Annotated in this window: 16 protein-coding genes; 8 read left to right on the top strand and 8 right to left on the bottom strand. The window is 73.7% G+C overall.

Features of this window, described 5'->3' with window-relative positions; all coding sequences use genetic code 11:
* Positions 1-29 precede the first annotated feature (29 nt).
* Genes alaS through mltG form a run of 3 tightly spaced genes read left to right on the top strand, consistent with a single transcriptional unit; the run spans position 30 to position 4,442 of the window.
* Positions 30-2,690: an alanine--tRNA ligase gene (gene alaS, locus ACQPZA_RS19655; RefSeq protein ID WP_169398544.1), complete on the top strand. Its 2,661-nt coding sequence runs from the start codon at positions 30-32 to the stop codon at positions 2,688-2,690.
* A 4-nt stretch (positions 2,691-2,694) separates the two neighbouring features.
* A complete protein-coding gene (gene ruvX / locus ACQPZA_RS19650) occupies positions 2,695-3,120 on the top strand; it encodes a Holliday junction resolvase RuvX (protein ID WP_433282889.1) in 426 nt (141 codons plus the stop codon).
* A gap of 56 nt (positions 3,121-3,176) precedes the next feature.
* Positions 3,177-4,442, top strand: a complete 1,266-nt coding sequence (gene mltG, locus ACQPZA_RS19645; RefSeq protein WP_433272522.1) for an endolytic transglycosylase MltG — start codon at positions 3,177-3,179, stop codon at positions 4,440-4,442.
* A 26-nt stretch (positions 4,443-4,468) separates the two neighbouring features.
* On the opposite strand, the gene ACQPZA_RS19640 is transcribed toward mltG, so the two are convergent.
* Entirely contained in the window at positions 4,469-5,350 is an 882-nt protein-coding gene (locus tag ACQPZA_RS19640; RefSeq protein WP_433272520.1) for a spermidine synthase, read from the bottom strand.
* 26 nt (positions 5,351-5,376) lie between these two features.
* Positions 5,377-5,823 carry a PPOX class F420-dependent oxidoreductase gene (locus ACQPZA_RS19635; RefSeq protein WP_169398547.1) on the bottom strand — a complete coding sequence of 149 codons (447 nt, stop codon included), beginning with the start codon at positions 5,821-5,823 and terminating at the stop codon, positions 5,377-5,379.
* Between the two features lie 157 nt (positions 5,824-5,980).
* On the opposite strand from ACQPZA_RS19635, the gene ACQPZA_RS19630 reads away from it, so the two are divergent.
* Together ACQPZA_RS19630 and aroC are read left to right on the top strand one after the other, a co-directional pair.
* A complete protein-coding gene (locus ACQPZA_RS19630) occupies positions 5,981-6,769 on the top strand; it encodes a prepilin peptidase (protein WP_433272517.1) in 789 nt (262 codons plus the stop codon).
* Between the two features lie 13 nt (positions 6,770-6,782).
* Positions 6,783-7,955 (top strand): chorismate synthase, encoded by a 1,173-nt coding sequence (gene aroC, locus ACQPZA_RS19625; protein ID WP_169398549.1) that lies wholly within the window; start codon positions 6,783-6,785, stop codon positions 7,953-7,955.
* Between the two features lie 20 nt (positions 7,956-7,975).
* Here the strand turns inward: aroC and ACQPZA_RS19620 are convergent, their stop codons facing one another.
* Positions 7,976-8,359: a hypothetical protein gene (locus ACQPZA_RS19620; RefSeq protein ID WP_433272515.1), complete on the bottom strand. Its 384-nt coding sequence runs from the start codon at positions 8,357-8,359 to the stop codon at positions 7,976-7,978.
* 161 nt (positions 8,360-8,520) lie between these two features.
* Between ACQPZA_RS19620 and ACQPZA_RS19615 the strand changes: the two genes are divergently transcribed.
* The 3 genes from ACQPZA_RS19615 (at position 8,521) to aroQ (ending at position 10,733) form a co-directional block, all read left to right on the top strand.
* Positions 8,521-9,141 (top strand): shikimate kinase, encoded by a 621-nt coding sequence (locus ACQPZA_RS19615; protein ID WP_433272513.1) that lies wholly within the window; start codon positions 8,521-8,523, stop codon positions 9,139-9,141.
* Between the two features lie 66 nt (positions 9,142-9,207).
* Positions 9,208-10,290, top strand: a complete 1,083-nt coding sequence (gene aroB, locus ACQPZA_RS19610) for a 3-dehydroquinate synthase (RefSeq protein ID WP_433272511.1) — start codon at positions 9,208-9,210, stop codon at positions 10,288-10,290.
* Positions 10,287-10,733: a type II 3-dehydroquinate dehydratase gene (gene aroQ, locus ACQPZA_RS19605; RefSeq protein WP_433272509.1), complete on the top strand. Its 447-nt coding sequence runs from the start codon at positions 10,287-10,289 to the stop codon at positions 10,731-10,733. Before aroB ends, aroQ begins: the two co-directional genes overlap by 4 nt.
* 9 nt (positions 10,734-10,742) lie before the next feature.
* On the opposite strand, the gene ACQPZA_RS19600 is transcribed toward aroQ, so the two are convergent.
* The 5 genes from ACQPZA_RS19600 to ACQPZA_RS19580 all read right to left on the bottom strand — a co-directional run bounded on the left by ACQPZA_RS19600 (position 10,743) and on the right by ACQPZA_RS19580 (position 15,086).
* Positions 10,743-10,955: a DUF6458 family protein gene (locus tag ACQPZA_RS19600; protein WP_433272507.1), complete on the bottom strand. Its 213-nt coding sequence runs from the start codon at positions 10,953-10,955 to the stop codon at positions 10,743-10,745.
* Between the two features lie 59 nt (positions 10,956-11,014).
* A complete protein-coding gene (locus ACQPZA_RS19595) occupies positions 11,015-12,499 on the bottom strand; it encodes an AbgT family transporter (protein WP_433282888.1) in 1,485 nt (494 codons plus the stop codon).
* Between the two features lie 141 nt (positions 12,500-12,640).
* The gene (locus ACQPZA_RS19590; RefSeq protein ID WP_433272505.1) at positions 12,641-13,615 is read right to left on the bottom strand and encodes an alpha/beta hydrolase family esterase; all 975 of its coding nucleotides are present in this window, start codon (positions 13,613-13,615) and stop codon (positions 12,641-12,643) included.
* A gap of 17 nt (positions 13,616-13,632) precedes the next feature.
* Positions 13,633-14,373 carry a creatininase family protein gene (locus tag ACQPZA_RS19585; protein WP_433272503.1) on the bottom strand — a complete coding sequence of 247 codons (741 nt, stop codon included), beginning with the start codon at positions 14,371-14,373 and terminating at the stop codon, positions 13,633-13,635.
* Positions 14,374-14,396: 23 nt separating this feature from the next.
* A complete protein-coding gene (locus ACQPZA_RS19580) occupies positions 14,397-15,086 on the bottom strand; it encodes a FadR/GntR family transcriptional regulator (protein WP_433272501.1) in 690 nt (229 codons plus the stop codon).
* Positions 15,087-15,098 lie beyond the last annotated feature (12 nt).

The following is a 15,098-nucleotide window of genomic DNA, read 5'->3' as shown; positions in this document are numbered from 1 at the left end:
TCGTCGCACACCACCCAGAAAGCGCCGCCGTGCAGACCCACGAGATCACTCGTCGCTTCACCGACCACTTCACCGCGGCCGGACACGTCAAGGTGCCCAGCGCGTCGTTGATCCTCGACGACCCGAACCTGCTGTTCGTCAACGCGGGCATGGTGCAGTTCAAGCCGTACTTCCTCGGCGACGTGCCGCCGCCCTACGCGCGCGCCACCTCCATCCAGAAGTGCGTGCGCACCGGCGACATCGACGAGGTCGGCCGCACCACCCGGCACAACACGTTCTTCCAGATGGCCGGCAACTTCTCGTTCGGCGACTACTTCAAGGCCGGCGCGATCGAGCACGCCTGGACCCTCATCACGAGCAGCCAGGACGCCGGCGGCTACGGCTTCGACCCCGACCGCATCTGGGTCACGGTCTTCCGCGACGACGACGAGGCCATCGACCTCTGGCGGAAGATCGCCGGGCTGCCGCTGGAGCGCATCCAGCGCCGCGGCGGCAAGGACAACTACTGGGACATGGGCGTGCCCGGTCCGGGTGGCCCCTCCTCCGAGATCTACTACGACCGGGGGCCCGAGCACGGCCGCGAGGGCGGCCCCGAGGCCGACGAGGACCGGTACCTGGAGATCTGGAACCTCGTCTTCATGCAGGACGTGCGGGGTGAGCTGAGCCCGAAGGACGACCACCCGCCGATCGGCTCCCTGCCGAAGAAGAACATCGACACCGGTATGGGTGTGGAGCGGGTCGCGTACCTGCTCCAGGGTGTCGACAACGTCTACGAGACCGACCTCGTGCGTCCCGTGATCGCGCGGGCCGAGGAGTTCTCCGGCCGCCGCTACGGTGCCGACAACGCCGACGACGTCCGGTTCCGGGTGATCGCCGACCACGCCCGCTCGGGGGTCATGATCATCGGCGACGGGGTGACGCCGTCCAACGAGGGCCGCGGGTACGTGCTGCGGCGCCTGCTGCGGCGCATCGTGCGCTCGTCGCGGCTGCTGGGGGTGAACGAGCCGGTGCTCCGGTCGTTCGCCGAGGTCGTGCGCGACGAGATGGCGCCGACCTACCCGGAGCTCGTGAGCGGCTTCGAGCGGATCTCCGCGGTCGTCGAGGCCGAGGAGGAGGCGTTCCTCTCCACGCTCAGCGCCGGCTCGCGGATCTTCGACACCGCCGTGGCGGAGACGAAGCGCGGCGGCAGCCTCGTGCTGCCGGGGGACCGGGCGTTCCAGCTGCACGACACCTACGGGTTCCCCATCGACCTCACCCTCGAGATGGCGTCCGAGGCGGGCCTCGAGGTCGACCAGGACCGCTTCGCCGCGCTGATGAACGAGCAGCGCTCCCGCGCGAAGGCCGACGCCGCCACCCGCAAGGTCGGCCACGGTGACGGGTCGATCTACCGCACGGTGCTCGACACCCACGGTGTCACCGAGTTCCTCGGCTACACCGAGCTCTCCGCCGAGGCCACGGTCGTCGGCCTGCTCGTCGACGGGGTCCCGGTGCCGGCCGCGCGGGAGGGCGAGCACGTGGAGGTCGTGCTCGACCGCACCCCGTTCTACGCCGAGGCGGGCGGTCAGCAGGCCGACACGGGCGAGCTGCGTGGCGCGTCGTTCACCGTCCGCGTGGACGACGTGCAGTCCCCGGTCGCCGGACTGCGGGTGCACCGCGGGGTCGTCGTCGCCGGTGAGGTGTCGCTCGACGCCGCCGTCGTGGCGGAGGTCGACCGGTCGCGCCGCGCGTCGGTGTCGCGGGCCCACACCGCCACCCACCTCGTGCACGCGGGCGTCCGCGGCGCGCTGGGCACCGCCGCCGCGCAGGCCGGCTCGCTCAACGCCCCGGGCAGGCTGCGGTTCGACTTCACCTCGCCCACCGGCGCGGTCGCGCCTGCCGCGCTCGCGGAGATCGAGGACGAGGTCAACACGGTTCTGCAGCAGAACCGCGAGGTCGAGGCCTACGAGACCACGATGGACGAGGCCAAGAAGCTCGGCGCGATGATGCTGTTCGGCGAGAAGTACGGCGACCGGGTCCGGGTGGTCGACATGGGCGACTACTCCCGCGAGCTGTGCGGTGGCACGCACGTCGGGCGCACCGGCGAGATCGGCATGATCAAGGTGCTGTCGGAGGCCTCGATCGGCTCCGGCGTGCGTCGCGTGGACGCACTGGTCGGGCTCGACGCGTTCCGCCACCTGTCGAAGGAGCACCTGCTCGTCTCGACGCTGGCCGACCAGCTGAAGTCGCGTCCGGAGGACCTCCCGGACCGGATCAACGGGCTGGTCGAGCGGCTGCGCACGGCCGAGCGCGACCTCGAGAAGGTCCGCGCCGACGCGGTGCTGGCCTCGGCCGGAGCCCTCGCGGCGGGTGCCGAGGACGTCGACGGGGTCGCGCTCGTGGCAGTGGCCGCACCGGACGGGGTGGCCGGCAACGACCTGCGTGCCCTCGCCTCCGACGTCCGGGGCCGGCTCGGGTCGCGGCCCGGTGTGGTCGCGCTCTTCTCCGGCGACGGCGAGAAGGTCTCGTTCGTGGTGGCCACCACGGCCGCCGCCCGGGACCGCGGACTGGCCGCGGGCAAGCTCATCCCCGCGTTCGCCGCGGCCGTCGGAGGCCGGGGTGGCGGCAAGCCGGACCTGGCCCAGGGTGGTGGCACCAACCCCGCCGGAATTCCGGACGCCGTGCGTGCCCTGCGCTCCGCGCTGCGCAACTGACGTGGTGCGGGGTCGGCGGCTCGGGATCGACGTCGGTGCCGTTCGCGTGGGGGTCGCCCTCTCCGATCCGGACGGCGTGCTGGCCACCCCGCTGCTCACCGTCCCCCGTGACCTCGACCACGGCGCCGACCTGCGGACGATCGCCGGCCTCGTCGCCGAGCACGGCGTCGTCGGCATCGTCGTCGGGCTGCCCCGCACGCTGGCCGGGCGGGAGGGTGCTGCCGCCGAGGCGGCGCGCGCGTTCGCCGTCGGGCTGGAGTCCGTCGTGGACGTTCCCGTCGAGCTCTCCGACGAGCGGCTCACCACCGTGGTCGCCACCCAGCAGCTGCGCGAGCGCGGTGTGAAGGGACGCAAGCAGCGCGCCGTCATCGATCAGGCGGCCGCGGTCGCGATCCTGCAGGGCTGGTTGGACGCCGCGCGGCGGCAGTGACCCGCCGCTGACCCGGCAATGCAGGGTCATGAGCTGGCTCGTTACTGTCGAGCATTGTGAACCCGGACGGATGGGACCAGCGAGGGCCGCACCATCACAATGGTGGGGCGGACGGTTCGCAGGTCACCGGACAGGTCGGGGTGTACCCCTCCCGCCAGGAGCAGCTCGCGTCCCGGCGGGCCGGCCAGCGCTCCCGCACGCAGAAGCGGCGCCGGCGCAACCTCGTGGTGCTGCTCGCCGCGCTCCTGCTGCTCGGCGCCGTCGCGGGCGGTGGGTACTACGTGTTCTCGTCGCTGTTCTCCACGCCCGACTTCGAGGGCAGCGGCACCGGCGACGTCATCGTGCAGGTGCACGACGGCGACTCGACCACCCAGATCGGGGGCACGCTGGCCCAGCGCGGGGTCGTGGCGGGTGTCCAGGCATTCACCGAGGCCGCGGCGCAGGACGACCGCATCCGGTCGGTGCAGCCCGGCTACTACCAGATGCGGTCGCGGATGTCCGGGGAGTCGGCCGTCGAGCTGCTCCTGGACCCGAAGGCCCGGGTCGGACAGCTGGAGATCCGCGGTGGTGTCCAGCTCGACGACACCAGGGCGCCCGACGGCACGGTGGCGCCCGGCGTGCTCACCCTGATCTCGAAGGCCACGTGCTTCACGCAGGACGGCGCCCAGCAGTGCGTCTCGGTCGACGCGCTGCGGGCCGCGATGACCGGCACCGACCCGGCCGCACTCGGCGTGCCGGCGTGGGCGCTGGAGGAGGTCGCCAAGGCCGAACCGGCCCGCAGGCTCGAAGGCCTGCTGATGCCGGGCCGCTACAACGTGGAGCCCGGCACGTCGGCCGTCGACGTGCTGCGTGGTCTGCTGACCACGTCGGACGCGCGGCTCGAGGCGTCCGGGCTCGTGGCCGGGGCCCAGAGCATCGGCTCCAACCCGTACACCGTGCTGACGATCGCCTCGCTGGTGGAGAAGGAGGCCATCACCCCGGACATGCCGAAGGTCGCCAGGGTGATCTACAACCGGCTCGGGGCCGGTCAGCGGCTCGAGCTCGACTCGATGGTCAACTACCCGCTCGACCTGCAGGCCCTGCGCACCACCGCGGACGACCGGGCGCGCCCCGGGCCGTACAACAGCTACGTCGTGGCCGGCCTGCCGCCCACCCCGATCTCGGCCCCGGGGATCGACGCGATCAAGGCGGCGCTCACCCCCGCCCCCGGCCCCTGGTTCTTCTTCGTCCGGTGCCAGACCAACGGCTCCTCGTGCTTCGCCGCCACCTTCGCCGAGCACTCCGCCAACGTCGCGGAGGCCCGCCGGAACGGCGCCTTCTGACTGACCCGCTGCCGGGGCCGTCGCGGTCAGGCCGGATCAGCCGGGCGGCCGAAGAAGCCCGGCGGCGGCTCCGGCGACGGCGTGGCCGCGCGATCCGACGGCGCCGCCGCGTCGCCCGCGAAGCGGCGGACCTCCGCTCCCACCAGCACGCGCGCCGGGAACGGGTCGGACGCGGCGCGGCGCACCAGCCCGTCCACCGGGAGCTCCTCCGCGCTGCCCAGGAGCACCAGGTTGCCGAACCGCCGCCCGTGCAGCAGGTCGGGCGCGGCGAGCACCGCCACGTCGGCGAACCGGGACAGCGCAGCGGCCACCTGCGTCCGCGCGAAGCGCAGCTCGCCGCCGTCGGCGACGTTGGCCGCATACACCCCGCCGGGCGCGAGGGCCGCCGCCACCGAGTCGAGGAACTGCGTGGACGTCAGGTGCGCCGGGGTGCGGGCCCCGGCGAACACGTCGAGCACGAGCAGGTCGACCGAGCCCGGTGTCGCCCGCGTGAGAGCGGCCCGCGCGTCGCCGACGATCACGTCGATGCCGAGCCCGTCGGCGGGCAGCCGCGAGCGCACGAGGTCGACCAGCGCGGCGTCGAGCTCGACGACCTGCTGGACCGACCGGGGCCGCGTGGTGGCGACGTAGCGCGCGAGCGTCCACGCCCCGCCGCCGAGGTGCAGCACCCGCAGCGGCGACCCCCGCGGTGCCAGCAGGTCGACGACGTGGCCGAAGCGACGCACGTACTCGAACTCCAGGTGGGTCGGGTCGTCGAGATCGACGTGGGACTGCGCGGTGCCGCCGAGGAGCAGCGTCCAGCCCTGCGGCCGGTCGGGGTCACCCAGCAGCTCGGCGTGGCCGTGATCCACCTCGGCGTGGACGACCGCGCGCGCCACCCGCTCCTCCGGCTCCGTCGGTCCGTGCACCCCCCGATCCTGCTCCCTCGGGCTCGTCACTCCCCGGGGCGGGCCCACCCGTAGACGTGCTCGAGCGCCAACGTGAGCAGCACCCGGCCGTCGGCGACCATCGCCGCGCGGTACTCGTCCCAGTCGGGGTGCTCGCCGCGCAGGTCGCGGTAGTAGCCCACCAGCGCCTCCACCGTGTCGTCGTGCGGGTCGGCGGCCTCTGCGGACAGCTCCGCCGTGCCCTCGCCGACGACGTAGGCGCCGTAGTCGGCCCGGGTGACGTGGTAGCTGGCGCGGGGGTCACGGCGCAGGTTGCGGGTCTTCGCGCGGTCGCCGGTGATGGAGATGCGCACCGTGCTGGTGGCGGGGTCGAAGGCGTGGGTGACGACCGAGGACTGCGGCCTGCCGTTGCGCTTCAGGGTGATCAGGATGCCGTTGGGCTGCTGGGTGAACAGCTCGACCAGTGCGGGATCGATGCCGGTGCTCGTGGCCATGTCTGCTCCTCGTGTCGGGGACGGGGATACCACTCAACGCCACCGCGGGGCGATCCGCAGCCATGCCCCCCCGGCGGGTTGTCCACCTGGGTGGCCGGCCATCCACAGCCGCGCCCGGCCACTGGCGGCCCCGACCAGGGCCGCCGAGGATCAGCCCGTGGACGATCGGGAGCGGCGCAGCAGCGCCACGGCCGGGCCGATGGCGGGCGTGGTGGCTGCGCTGCTGGTGGCTGCGCTGCTGGCGGCGGGGCTGCTGGCGGCGGGGCTGCTCGTCGCGGCGGCATCGGTGGCCGGGGCCGCCGCGGTGCTGGGCGCAGGCGTCGCGGGGTGCGCTGCGGGCACGGTGGCCCGGGTGCTGCTGGGCAGGCTGCGCCGGGGCGCCCGGATCCGGCCGCCGTGGTGCGAGCTCGCGGTGGGGGCGTTGTGGGGCGGCACCGCCGCCGGGTGGGCCGCAGGCGTTCTCCCGGCGGCGTGGCTGCCGGTGCTGCTCGGGCTGGGCTGGTTCGGCGTGGCCGCCGGGGCGGTCGACGTGGTGCACCGCAGGCTCCCCGACGCGCTCACGTTGCCGGCGCTGCCCGCCGCGCTGCTGCTTCTGCTGCCCGTCGGGGGCCCCGCGGTCCTGCACGCCGCGGCCGGAGCCGCGGTGGCCGCGGGCGCCCACGCCGCGGTCCACCTCCTCGCCCGGGGCGCCATGGGTGCGGGCGACGTGAAGCTCGCAGCGCCGCTCGGTGCGGTGCTGGCGGCCACCGGCTGGCCGGCACTCGCCCTGGCGGCGGTGCTGGCCGCGGTCCTCACCGCGGCGCTCGGGGTCGGCGCCCTCGCCGCGCGGACGCCACGGCGGGGAGGGGCCGTGCCGCACGGGCCGTCCATGCTGGCGTCCACCTGGCTGGTGGCCTCGTGGTTGGCTGCCGCGGGTGCGGTGCCCACCCATCAGGGAGGGGGGTGAGAGAATCGACGACGTGCTGCGCTGGATCACTGCCGGGGAATCCCACGGTCCCGCGCTGGTCGCTGTGCTCGAGGGCATGGTCGCCGGTGTCGAGGTCACCACCAAGGAGCTGGCCGCCGAGCTGGCGCGCCGCCGGCTGGGCCACGGCCGCGGCGCGCGGATGGCGTTCGAGGCCGACGAGCTCGAGGTCATCGGCGGGGTGCGCCACGGGGTCACCCAGGGCGGCCCCGTCGCGGTGCGGATCGGCAACAGCGAGTGGCCCAAGTGGGAGACGGTCATGGCCGCCGACCCGGTCGACCCCGAGCTGATCGCGGGCCGGGCCCGCAACGCGCCGCTCACCCGGCCCCGGCCGGGCCACGCCGACCTGGCCGGCATGACGAAGTTCGGCTTCGACGACGCCCGCCCGGTGCTGGAACGCGCGAGTGCCCGGGAGACGGCGTCGCGGGTCGTGCTGGGCACCGTGGCCAAGGCGTTCCTGCAGCAGGCGTTCGACGTCGCGATCGTGTCCCACGTCGTCGCGCTCGGCTCCGTGGAGGCCTCCGACGACGAGCAGCCCGGCCCCGCTGATCTGGAGCGGGTGGACGCCAGTCCCGTCCGGGCCTGGTCCGACGCTGCCACCGCGGCCATGGTGGCGGAGGTCGACGCCGCGCAGCGCGACGGCGACACCCTGGGCGGCGTGGTGGAGGTGATCGCGTACGGGCTGCCGGTCGGCCTGGGCTCGTACGTGCAGTCCGACCGCAGGCTGGACGCGCGGCTCGCCGGTGCGCTGATGGGGATCCAGGCGATGAAGGGTGTCGAGATCGGCGACGGTTTCCGCACCGCGCGGCGCCGGGGCAGCATGGCGCACGACGAGATGATCCCCGGCGACCCGGTGAAGCGACTGTCCAACCGGGCCGGGGGGATCGAGGGCGGCATGACCAACGGCGAGCCCGTGCGGGTGCGGGCGGCGATGAAGCCGATCTCCACCGTGCCCCGTGCGCTGCAGACCGTCGACGTCGCCACCGGAGAGGCCGCCCAGGCCATCCACCAGCGCTCCGACGTGTGCGCGGTGCCGGCGGCAGGCGTGGTGGCCGAGGCGATGGTCGCACTGGTGCTGGCCGATGCCGCACTGGAGAAGTTCGGTGGCGACTCCCTGGCCGAGACCCGCCGCAACTTCCGCGCCTACCAGGACGCCGCGCAGCACTGACCCGGGGGCGGGCCGCCGGCTCAGCCCTCGAAGAAGCGGGGGCGCCTGCGCATCCGGCCGCGCCGGGTGGCGGAGTGGAAGGCCGCGGCGGCATCGGGGCCGGTCGTGGGCACGGTGGCGTCCGGGCTGCTCTCCGCAGGCTTGTCGTTCGTGGTGCTGAACGCGGAGAAGGGGGTGCCGGCGTCGCCGCCCCCGGGGTTGCGCAGCTGCGGCTCCAGGTGGGCCTGCCGGCGCCGCCGGGGGAGGGGCAGCTGCTCACGGGCCGGGGGTGGAGGGTCGTCACCGGTGCGCAGTGTGGGCGGCTTCTCGCGGTCCTGGCGATGCGGCAGGCGACGGTCCACCGGTCGCCGTGCCCCGCCGGGGGGTGTGCCCCGACCGCCCTGCCCGCCCCCGCCGTCGTCCATCCCAGCTCCCCGATCCCACAGATCCACGTGCCCTACGACACGGCTCGGCAGCGCCGCAGAGATCACAGGTATGCGCCGCCGTGATCGCAGGGTAACTGGCCGCCTTGACACCAGTCCAAGGGCCTCCAGGATCATTCGGGGAGGTCACTACCCTAGGGCGGGTGAGCCTCGAGAGACGTCCCGCGATGGTCATCGTCGGCCCCCCGGGGGCCGGCAAGACGACGGTCGGCCGGGTTCTCGCGCGCCGGCTCGGGGTGGAGTTCACCGACGTCGACCTGCTCCTCGTCGAGCGGGCCGGGAAGCCGATCGCCGACATCTTCCTGCAGGACGGGGAGGACGTCTTCCGCGCGATGGAACGCGAGGTGGTCGCCGAGGCGCTGGCCGGCACCGACGGGGTGCTGGCCCTGGGCGGCGGCTCCGTGCTCGCGGCGCAGACCCGGGAGCGGCTGCGGGGGCACCGTGTCGTCTACCTGACGGTCGGGCTCGCCGACGGGCTTCGCCGCACCGGCATGTCCACCGCGCGTCCGTTGCTCGCCGGGGTCAACCCGCGCGCCACGTTCAAGGCCCTGCTCGACGCGCGGGCGCCCCTGTATCGCGAGGTCGCCACGGTGGAGATCGAGACCGACCGGCGCAGCGCCAACCAGGTGGCGCGGGCGGTGCTGGTGGCGATGGGGGAGCTTCCGGCGTCCGCGCCCGACGAGCCGGTCGACCCGGACGACCCGCTGGACCTGCCCACACCACACGAGAGCGCGCTGCTCCCGGACCCCGGCCTGCGCCCCTGAACCCGGAACGGGCTGCGGTGTCGGGCCTGGCAGGCGCGGGTGCGGGCCGTCAGTAGGGTGGCCGTCGTGAGTGAGACCGTGCGGATCGAGGTGGCAGGCGAGCGGCCCTACCCCGTGCTCGTCGGCCGGGGTGTGCGTGCCGAGCTGACCGCCACCGTCACCGGGCTCGGCGCCGCGGCCGCGGTGCTGGTGCACCAGCCCGCGCTGGCCGGCGTGGCCGAGCAGGTTCGCGGCGAGCTCGCCGCCGCCGGCGTCGACGCCCATCGCGTGGAGATCCCCGACGCCGAGGACGGGAAGGCGCTGGGCGTGGCGGGGTTCTGCTGGGAGGTGTGCGGGCGGATCGGTCTCACCCGCGGTGACGTGGTGGTGTCGCTGGGCGGCGGGGCCGCCACCGACCTCGCCGGCTTCGTGGCGGCCACCTGGATGCGCGGCGTGCGGGTGGTCCATGTGCCCACCACGCTGCTCGCGATGGTGGACGCTGCCGTCGGGGGCAAGACCGGCATCAACACCGCAGCAGGCAAGAACCTGGTGGGCGCGTTCCACGAGCCGTCGGCGGTGCTGGTCGACCTGGCCGTGCTCGACACGCTGCCCGCCGCCGAGCTGGCCGCCGGGAGCGCGGAGATCGTCAAGACCGGGTTCATCGCCGACCCGGTGATCCTGGAGCTGATCGAGGCCGACCCGGTCGCCGCGCTGGACCCCACGGGCTCCGTGCTGCCCGAACTCGTCCGCCGCTCGATCCAGGTGAAGGCCGACGTGGTGGCGTCCGACCTGCGCGAGTCGCACCTGCGGGAGATCCTCAACTACGGCCACACGCTGGCGCACGCCATCGAGCGCCGCGAGCACTACCGCTGGCGCCACGGTGCCGCCGTGAGCGTCGGGCTGGTGTTCGCCGCGGAGCTCGCCCGCGAGGCGGGCCGTCTCGACGCGGAGACCGCGGGCCGCCACCGCGCGATCCTGCAGTCGATCGGGCTGCCGGTCGCCTACGAGGCAGGGGCGCTCCCGGAGCTGGTGGAGACGATGCGCGGGGACAAGAAGTCACGCGCCGGGATGCTGCGCTTCGTCGTGCTGGACGCGCTCGCGACGCCAGGCAGGCTGGAGGGGCCGGCGCCGGAGCTGCTGGAGAAGGCCTACGCGGCGGTGTCGGCATGAGCCGCCCGGTGCTGGTGCTCAACGGGCCGAACCTGGGCAGGCTCGGCACCCGGGAGCCTGCGGTCTACGGGTCCACGACCTACGCCGACCTCGTGGATCTCTGTGAGCGCACCGGCAAGGAGCTCGGCCTGGCCGTCGAGGTCCGCCAGACCGACCACGAGGGTGAGCTGCTCGGCTGGCTGCACGCCGCCACGGACGCCGCCACCCCGGTGGTGCTCAACGCCGCGGCGTGGACGCACACCTCGGTGGCGGTGCGCGACGCGTGCTCCCAGCTCACAGCTCCGCTGGTGGAGGTGCACATCAGCAACGTGCACGCCCGCGAGGAGTTCCGCCACCACTCCTACATCTCGGCCGTGGCCAGCGGCGTGATCGTCGGGCTCGGCGTCGACGGCTACGCGCTCGCGCTGCGGTGGATCGCCCGGCAGGACGGCCCGGCCCGGTAGCGCCGCAGCTCAGTAACCGTGCTGCGGCGGGTACTCCTCGCGGGCCACGACCACCGGGCGGCTCCGCCGGGCCAGTGCCAGGCTGGCGATCAGCCCGACGACACCGACGGCGGCGAGGATCCACCCGACGAGGGTGAGGTCGATCCCGCTCAGGTCGACGTTCACGGCGAGGGCGAGGATCAGGCCGATCGCGATCAGGCCGATGCTCGATCCGATTCTCATGCGGTGATCTACCCCGATCGTGATCGACGGACACATCCGGGTGAATCCCGCCCTGTGAGTCACCGCACCGGCGCGCCAGGCCCCAGCGGGATGCCGATCCACCACCAGGCCAGGAACAGCAGGGTCCACACCACCGTCATGGCGATGGCCAGCGGCAGCGTGTAGGACGCGAGCGTCCCGATGCCGGCGTTCTTCCGGTAGCGCTGCAGGAAGCCCAGCGCCATGACGAAGTAGGGGCTCATCGGTGTGATCGCGGTGGATCCCGAGTCGGCGATGCGGAACAGCGCCTGCGTCGTCTCCGGCGGGACCGCCACCAGCATCAGCATCGGGACGATCACCGGGGCCGCCACCGCCCACATCGCCGAGCCGCTGGTGACCAGGATGTTGACCAGCGTCAGGAGGACGAGGACGAGCAGGAACACGATCACGATGTGCGCGCCGCTGGCCTTGAGCGCCTCGGCCGCCTCCACCGCGACGACGTCGCCGATGTGGCTCCAGTCGAAGTAGGCGAGGAACTGGGCGATCGCGAAGAACAGCACCAGTACCGGGGCCATCTGCTTGATGCCCTGCAGCATCAGGTTCGGGACGTCGCCGGCCTTCGTGACCGTGCCGGCCCGCCGGCCGTACACGATCCCGACCAGGCCGAACAGCAATGCCACCACGGCGGCGATGCCGTCGAGCAGCGGGGAGTCGACGATGCTGCCGCCGGCGCCGCGCAGCGGCGAGGAGACGGGCAGCATCACCAGCGTGAGCACGACGAGCGCGGCCAGCAGGGCGGCCAGCGCCTGGCGCACGCCCGACCGCTCCGCGTCGCTCAGGTGCAGCGACCCGATGTCCTCCAGGTCGGCGTCGGGGTCGGCGTCGAGGTCGGGTCGCTTGCTGAGCACGAACTTCGTCACCAGCGTGATCACCACGGCGAGCACGAGCGACGAGGCGATGTTGAAGAACCAGTTGCTGAGCGGCGAGACGTACGCGTCGGGATCGACGATCCGGGCCGCCGCGGTGGTGATGCCGGCGAAGATCGCGTCGTTCGGGGTGGGGACGGGGCTGGCGTCGTACCCGGACGCGATGGCGGTGTAGGCCACGACGACGCCGAGGATCGGGGACCGGCCCACGGCGCGGAAGGCGAGACCACCGAGCGGCACCAGGATGATGTACGCGGCGGCCGAGGCGACGTGGGCCACCGTCCCGGCGAAGGCGACGGCGAAGACCACCCACGACGCCGACACCCGCGAGACGCTCATCCGCATCAGCGCGGCCAGGAAGCCGCTGCGCTCGGCCACCGCCACGCCCATGATCACCACGACGATCGTGGCCATCGGGGGGAACGTGGCGAAGTTCGACACCATCGTCGAGACGGCCATCGCCAGTCCGTCCCCGCTGAGCAGGTTCTGGACGGTGACGGTCTTGCCGTCGCTCGGCGACACCACCGACACGCCCATGCCCGCGAGCACGGCGCTGGCGACCGCGAGGATCCCGGACAAGATCCAGAACAACCAGAACGGGTGCGGCAGGGCGTTGCCGACCCGCTCGATCCCGCCCATCGCCCGGATGATCAGCGGCCACCGGGGTTCCGCGGCCGGTGCGGCCGCGGCGTCGGTACCGGTGTCGCCGGGGATTCGGGTGGTCATGGCGTCTCCTCGGTCGATCACCGTTGACGATGGGCGGGGTCGGGCGAGCGGGGGTCAGCGAGCGGGCAGCCGGAAGCGGCTGACGAACTGCCAGAGCACGTCCTGGGCCTTGATGGTGTGGGTCGTGACGCCACCGCCGCTGTAGCTCTCGGCTCCCGGCCAGGTGTGACCACCGCCGGCGATCGCGACCTGGCGGACCTCCGCGCCGCTCTTGCAGCCCGTCCAGGTCGACTGCGTGACGTCCGCCCCGAGGCTGCTCGTGGCGGGCTCGGCGCGGCACCCGTCGCGCGCGGCCCAGCCCGCGGCCCAGTCCGTGATCGCCGGGAGCCCGCGCGCTGCGTCGCCGCCGTACGGAATGGTTGCGTCCGCGGTGCCGTGGAACTCGATCACCGGCACGGGACGGGAGGGATGGCAGTTCGTGCCGTTCTGGCCGTAGAAGGCGCCCGCGACCGGGGCGATGGCGGCGAACCGGCCGGCCATGCGGCAGGCGAGGAGCCCGGTGAACCCGGCGCCGTTGGACTTCCCGGTGGCGTAGACCCGCTGCTGGTCGATGCAGAGCGTCTTCTCGAGCGAGTTCAGGAGATCCCCGGTGAACGCCACGTCGTCCACCCCGGCTGCGGCGTAGGGGGCGCCCTCCCAGGCCTGCCGGTCTCCGTCGCCGGTGCCGATCACGCCGTTGGGGTAGGCCACGACGGCCGGGAGCGCCGAGAGCCCGGAGAACTCCTCGGTGCCCGCTCCGGTGTTGCCGCGGCCGTGGAACGCGACGATGAGCGGCCACGAGCGCTTCGCGCTGTAGTCCTTCGGCAGATGGAGCTGGTAGGTCCGGTCCCGCCCACCGCTCTGGATGGTGTGCAGGACACTGGTGCCGGGTTGCTGGCCCGGCGACGACCGGCACCCGGCGGCGTCCGTCTGCGCTGGTCGGGGTGGTGGCGATGCCGTCGCGGGCGGGGCGAGGGCGCTCCCCACCAGGGCGAGCCCCGCCAGGGCCGCTCCCAGCGTTGCGACGACACGAGCTATCCTGCTTCCCATCGGGTTCCTCCTCGATCTCAGGTGGTCAGCCACTCCTCGACGAAGGCGACGATCCGGCGCACGACGGCGTCGACGATCGCTGCTCCGTCCTCGGACGTGGCCCGCCGCGGATCGCCCAGCACGCCGTTCTCGCTGAGCCGGTCGTAGCGGACGGTCAGGGTGGGAGGGCTGCCGCGCAGCGCCAGCCCGGCGAGCGGACCGAGGTCGGTGCGGGAGCGTGCGCCCGCGGCGAGCCGGTCCTGGTGCACGAGGTGGGGAGCCAGGAAGAGCATCTGGGCGGTCTCGGCCTCGCCGCTGTGCCCGTGCACCTCGCCGACCCGCATCCCGGCGATGACGTCGGCGGCGAGCGCTGTGACGGGCGTCCAGGCGAATTGCAGGTCGGGGTGGGTGGTCAGCAGGTCCTGGGCGACGGTGGTGAGGGTGGCGTTGTTGCCGCCGTGCCCGGTGACCACGAGAACCTTGCGCCACCCGTGGCGGTGCAGGTTGTCGGCGTACTCGCGCACCAGCGCGGCGAAGGTCGTGCTGGTGAGGGAGACCGTGCCGGTGAACGCGAGATGGTGCGGGGAGACGCCGACGGGAAGGGCCGGCCCGATCACGGCCCGGCCGCCGAGCGCGGTGACCACACGGTCGACCACCGCCTCGGCCCGGATCTGGTCGGTGGCCAGTGGCATCCCGGGCCCGTGCTGTTCGAACGCGCCGGCCGGAATGATCACCACCGGGCTGCCGGTGACCGCCTCGGCCGCCTCCACGGTGGTCATCTCGCCCAAGCGCACCGGGCGGCTCATTCGCCGGACCGGGGGAGGTCGGCTGCCGCGACGACGTCCCGGATCGACGTCAGGTGCTCGCGGGTGAGCCGCTCGGCCGCCGCCTCGTCGCCGCTCCGCACGGCGTCGAGGATCTGGACGTGCTCGGCGTGGTCGCGTTCCCGGTCGTCGTAGCGGTGCCGGATCTCGATCTGGTCGAGCACCCGGACGTGCAGCAGCGCCTCGACGGCTTCGCGCAGCAGCGCGTTGCCGCTCGCGGCGGCCAGCGCGACGTGGAAGTGGACGGCGGGACGCACGTCGCGGACCGGGGGCCGCAGTGCGTTGCTGACGGCCGTCTCCAGCAGCGCCATGCCTCCCTCTGCACGGGCGCGTGCGGCGGCCGCGGCGATGGCGGGCTCCAGCACGAGCCGGGCCTCGGCGAGCTCGAGCACGGACTCGCGGTCGATCCGCGGGCGGTGCGGGTTGGCCAGCAGCCTGCGGTGGATGCCGGGGCCGACGTAGGTGCCCGAGCCGTGCCGGAACTGCACGACGCCGGTGGCTTCGAGCCGGCGGAGCGCCTCGCGCAGGGTCGGTGTGGTGACGTCGAGGCGCCGGGCGAGATCACGCGAGGAGGCGAGGGCGTCGCCGGGACCCAGCTGCTCGGCGCGGATGATCTCGACGATCTCGTCGGACAGTCGCTCGGACAGGGTCCGGTCGGCGCGAGGCATGAAAGTGACTAA

Origin of the sequence: Pseudonocardia xinjiangensis, assembly GCF_050948425.1 — a bacterium.
Classification (GTDB): Bacteria; Actinomycetota; Actinomycetes; order Mycobacteriales; family Pseudonocardiaceae; genus Pseudonocardia; species Pseudonocardia xinjiangensis.
The sequence above is the reverse complement of the archived record's forward strand: the minus strand, read 5'-3'. Positions and strand labels throughout refer to the sequence as shown.

What these genes read in the sequence shown, in the direction of transcription:
- ACQPZA_RS19635 (WP_169398547.1), bottom strand. Translation starts at nt 5,823, where the DNA reads ATGGCCACGAGCACCGGCATCGATCCCGCACTGGTCGAGCTGTTCACC.
- aroQ (WP_433272509.1), top strand. Translation starts at nt 10,287, where the DNA reads ATGAGCCGCCCGGTGCTGGTGCTCAACGGGCCGAACCTGGGCAGGCTC.
- ACQPZA_RS19595 (WP_433282888.1), bottom strand. Translation starts at nt 12,499, where the DNA reads ATGGGCGGGATCGAGCGGGTCGGCAACGCCCTGCCGCACCCGTTCTGG.
- ACQPZA_RS19590 (WP_433272505.1), bottom strand. Translation starts at nt 13,615, where the DNA reads ATGGGAAGCAGGATAGCTCGTGTCGTCGCAACGCTGGGAGCGGCCCTG.
- ACQPZA_RS19620 (WP_433272515.1), bottom strand. Translation starts at nt 8,359, where the DNA reads ATGGACGACGGCGGGGGCGGGCAGGGCGGTCGGGGCACACCCCCCGGC.
- ACQPZA_RS19600 (WP_433272507.1), bottom strand. Translation starts at nt 10,955, where the DNA reads ATGAGAATCGGATCGAGCATCGGCCTGATCGCGATCGGCCTGATCCTC.
- ACQPZA_RS19580 (WP_433272501.1), bottom strand. Translation starts at nt 15,086, where the DNA reads ATGCCTCGCGCCGACCGGACCCTGTCCGAGCGACTGTCCGACGAGATC.
- ACQPZA_RS19585 (WP_433272503.1), bottom strand. Translation starts at nt 14,373, where the DNA reads ATGACCACCGTGGAGGCGGCCGAGGCGGTCACCGGCAGCCCGGTGGTG.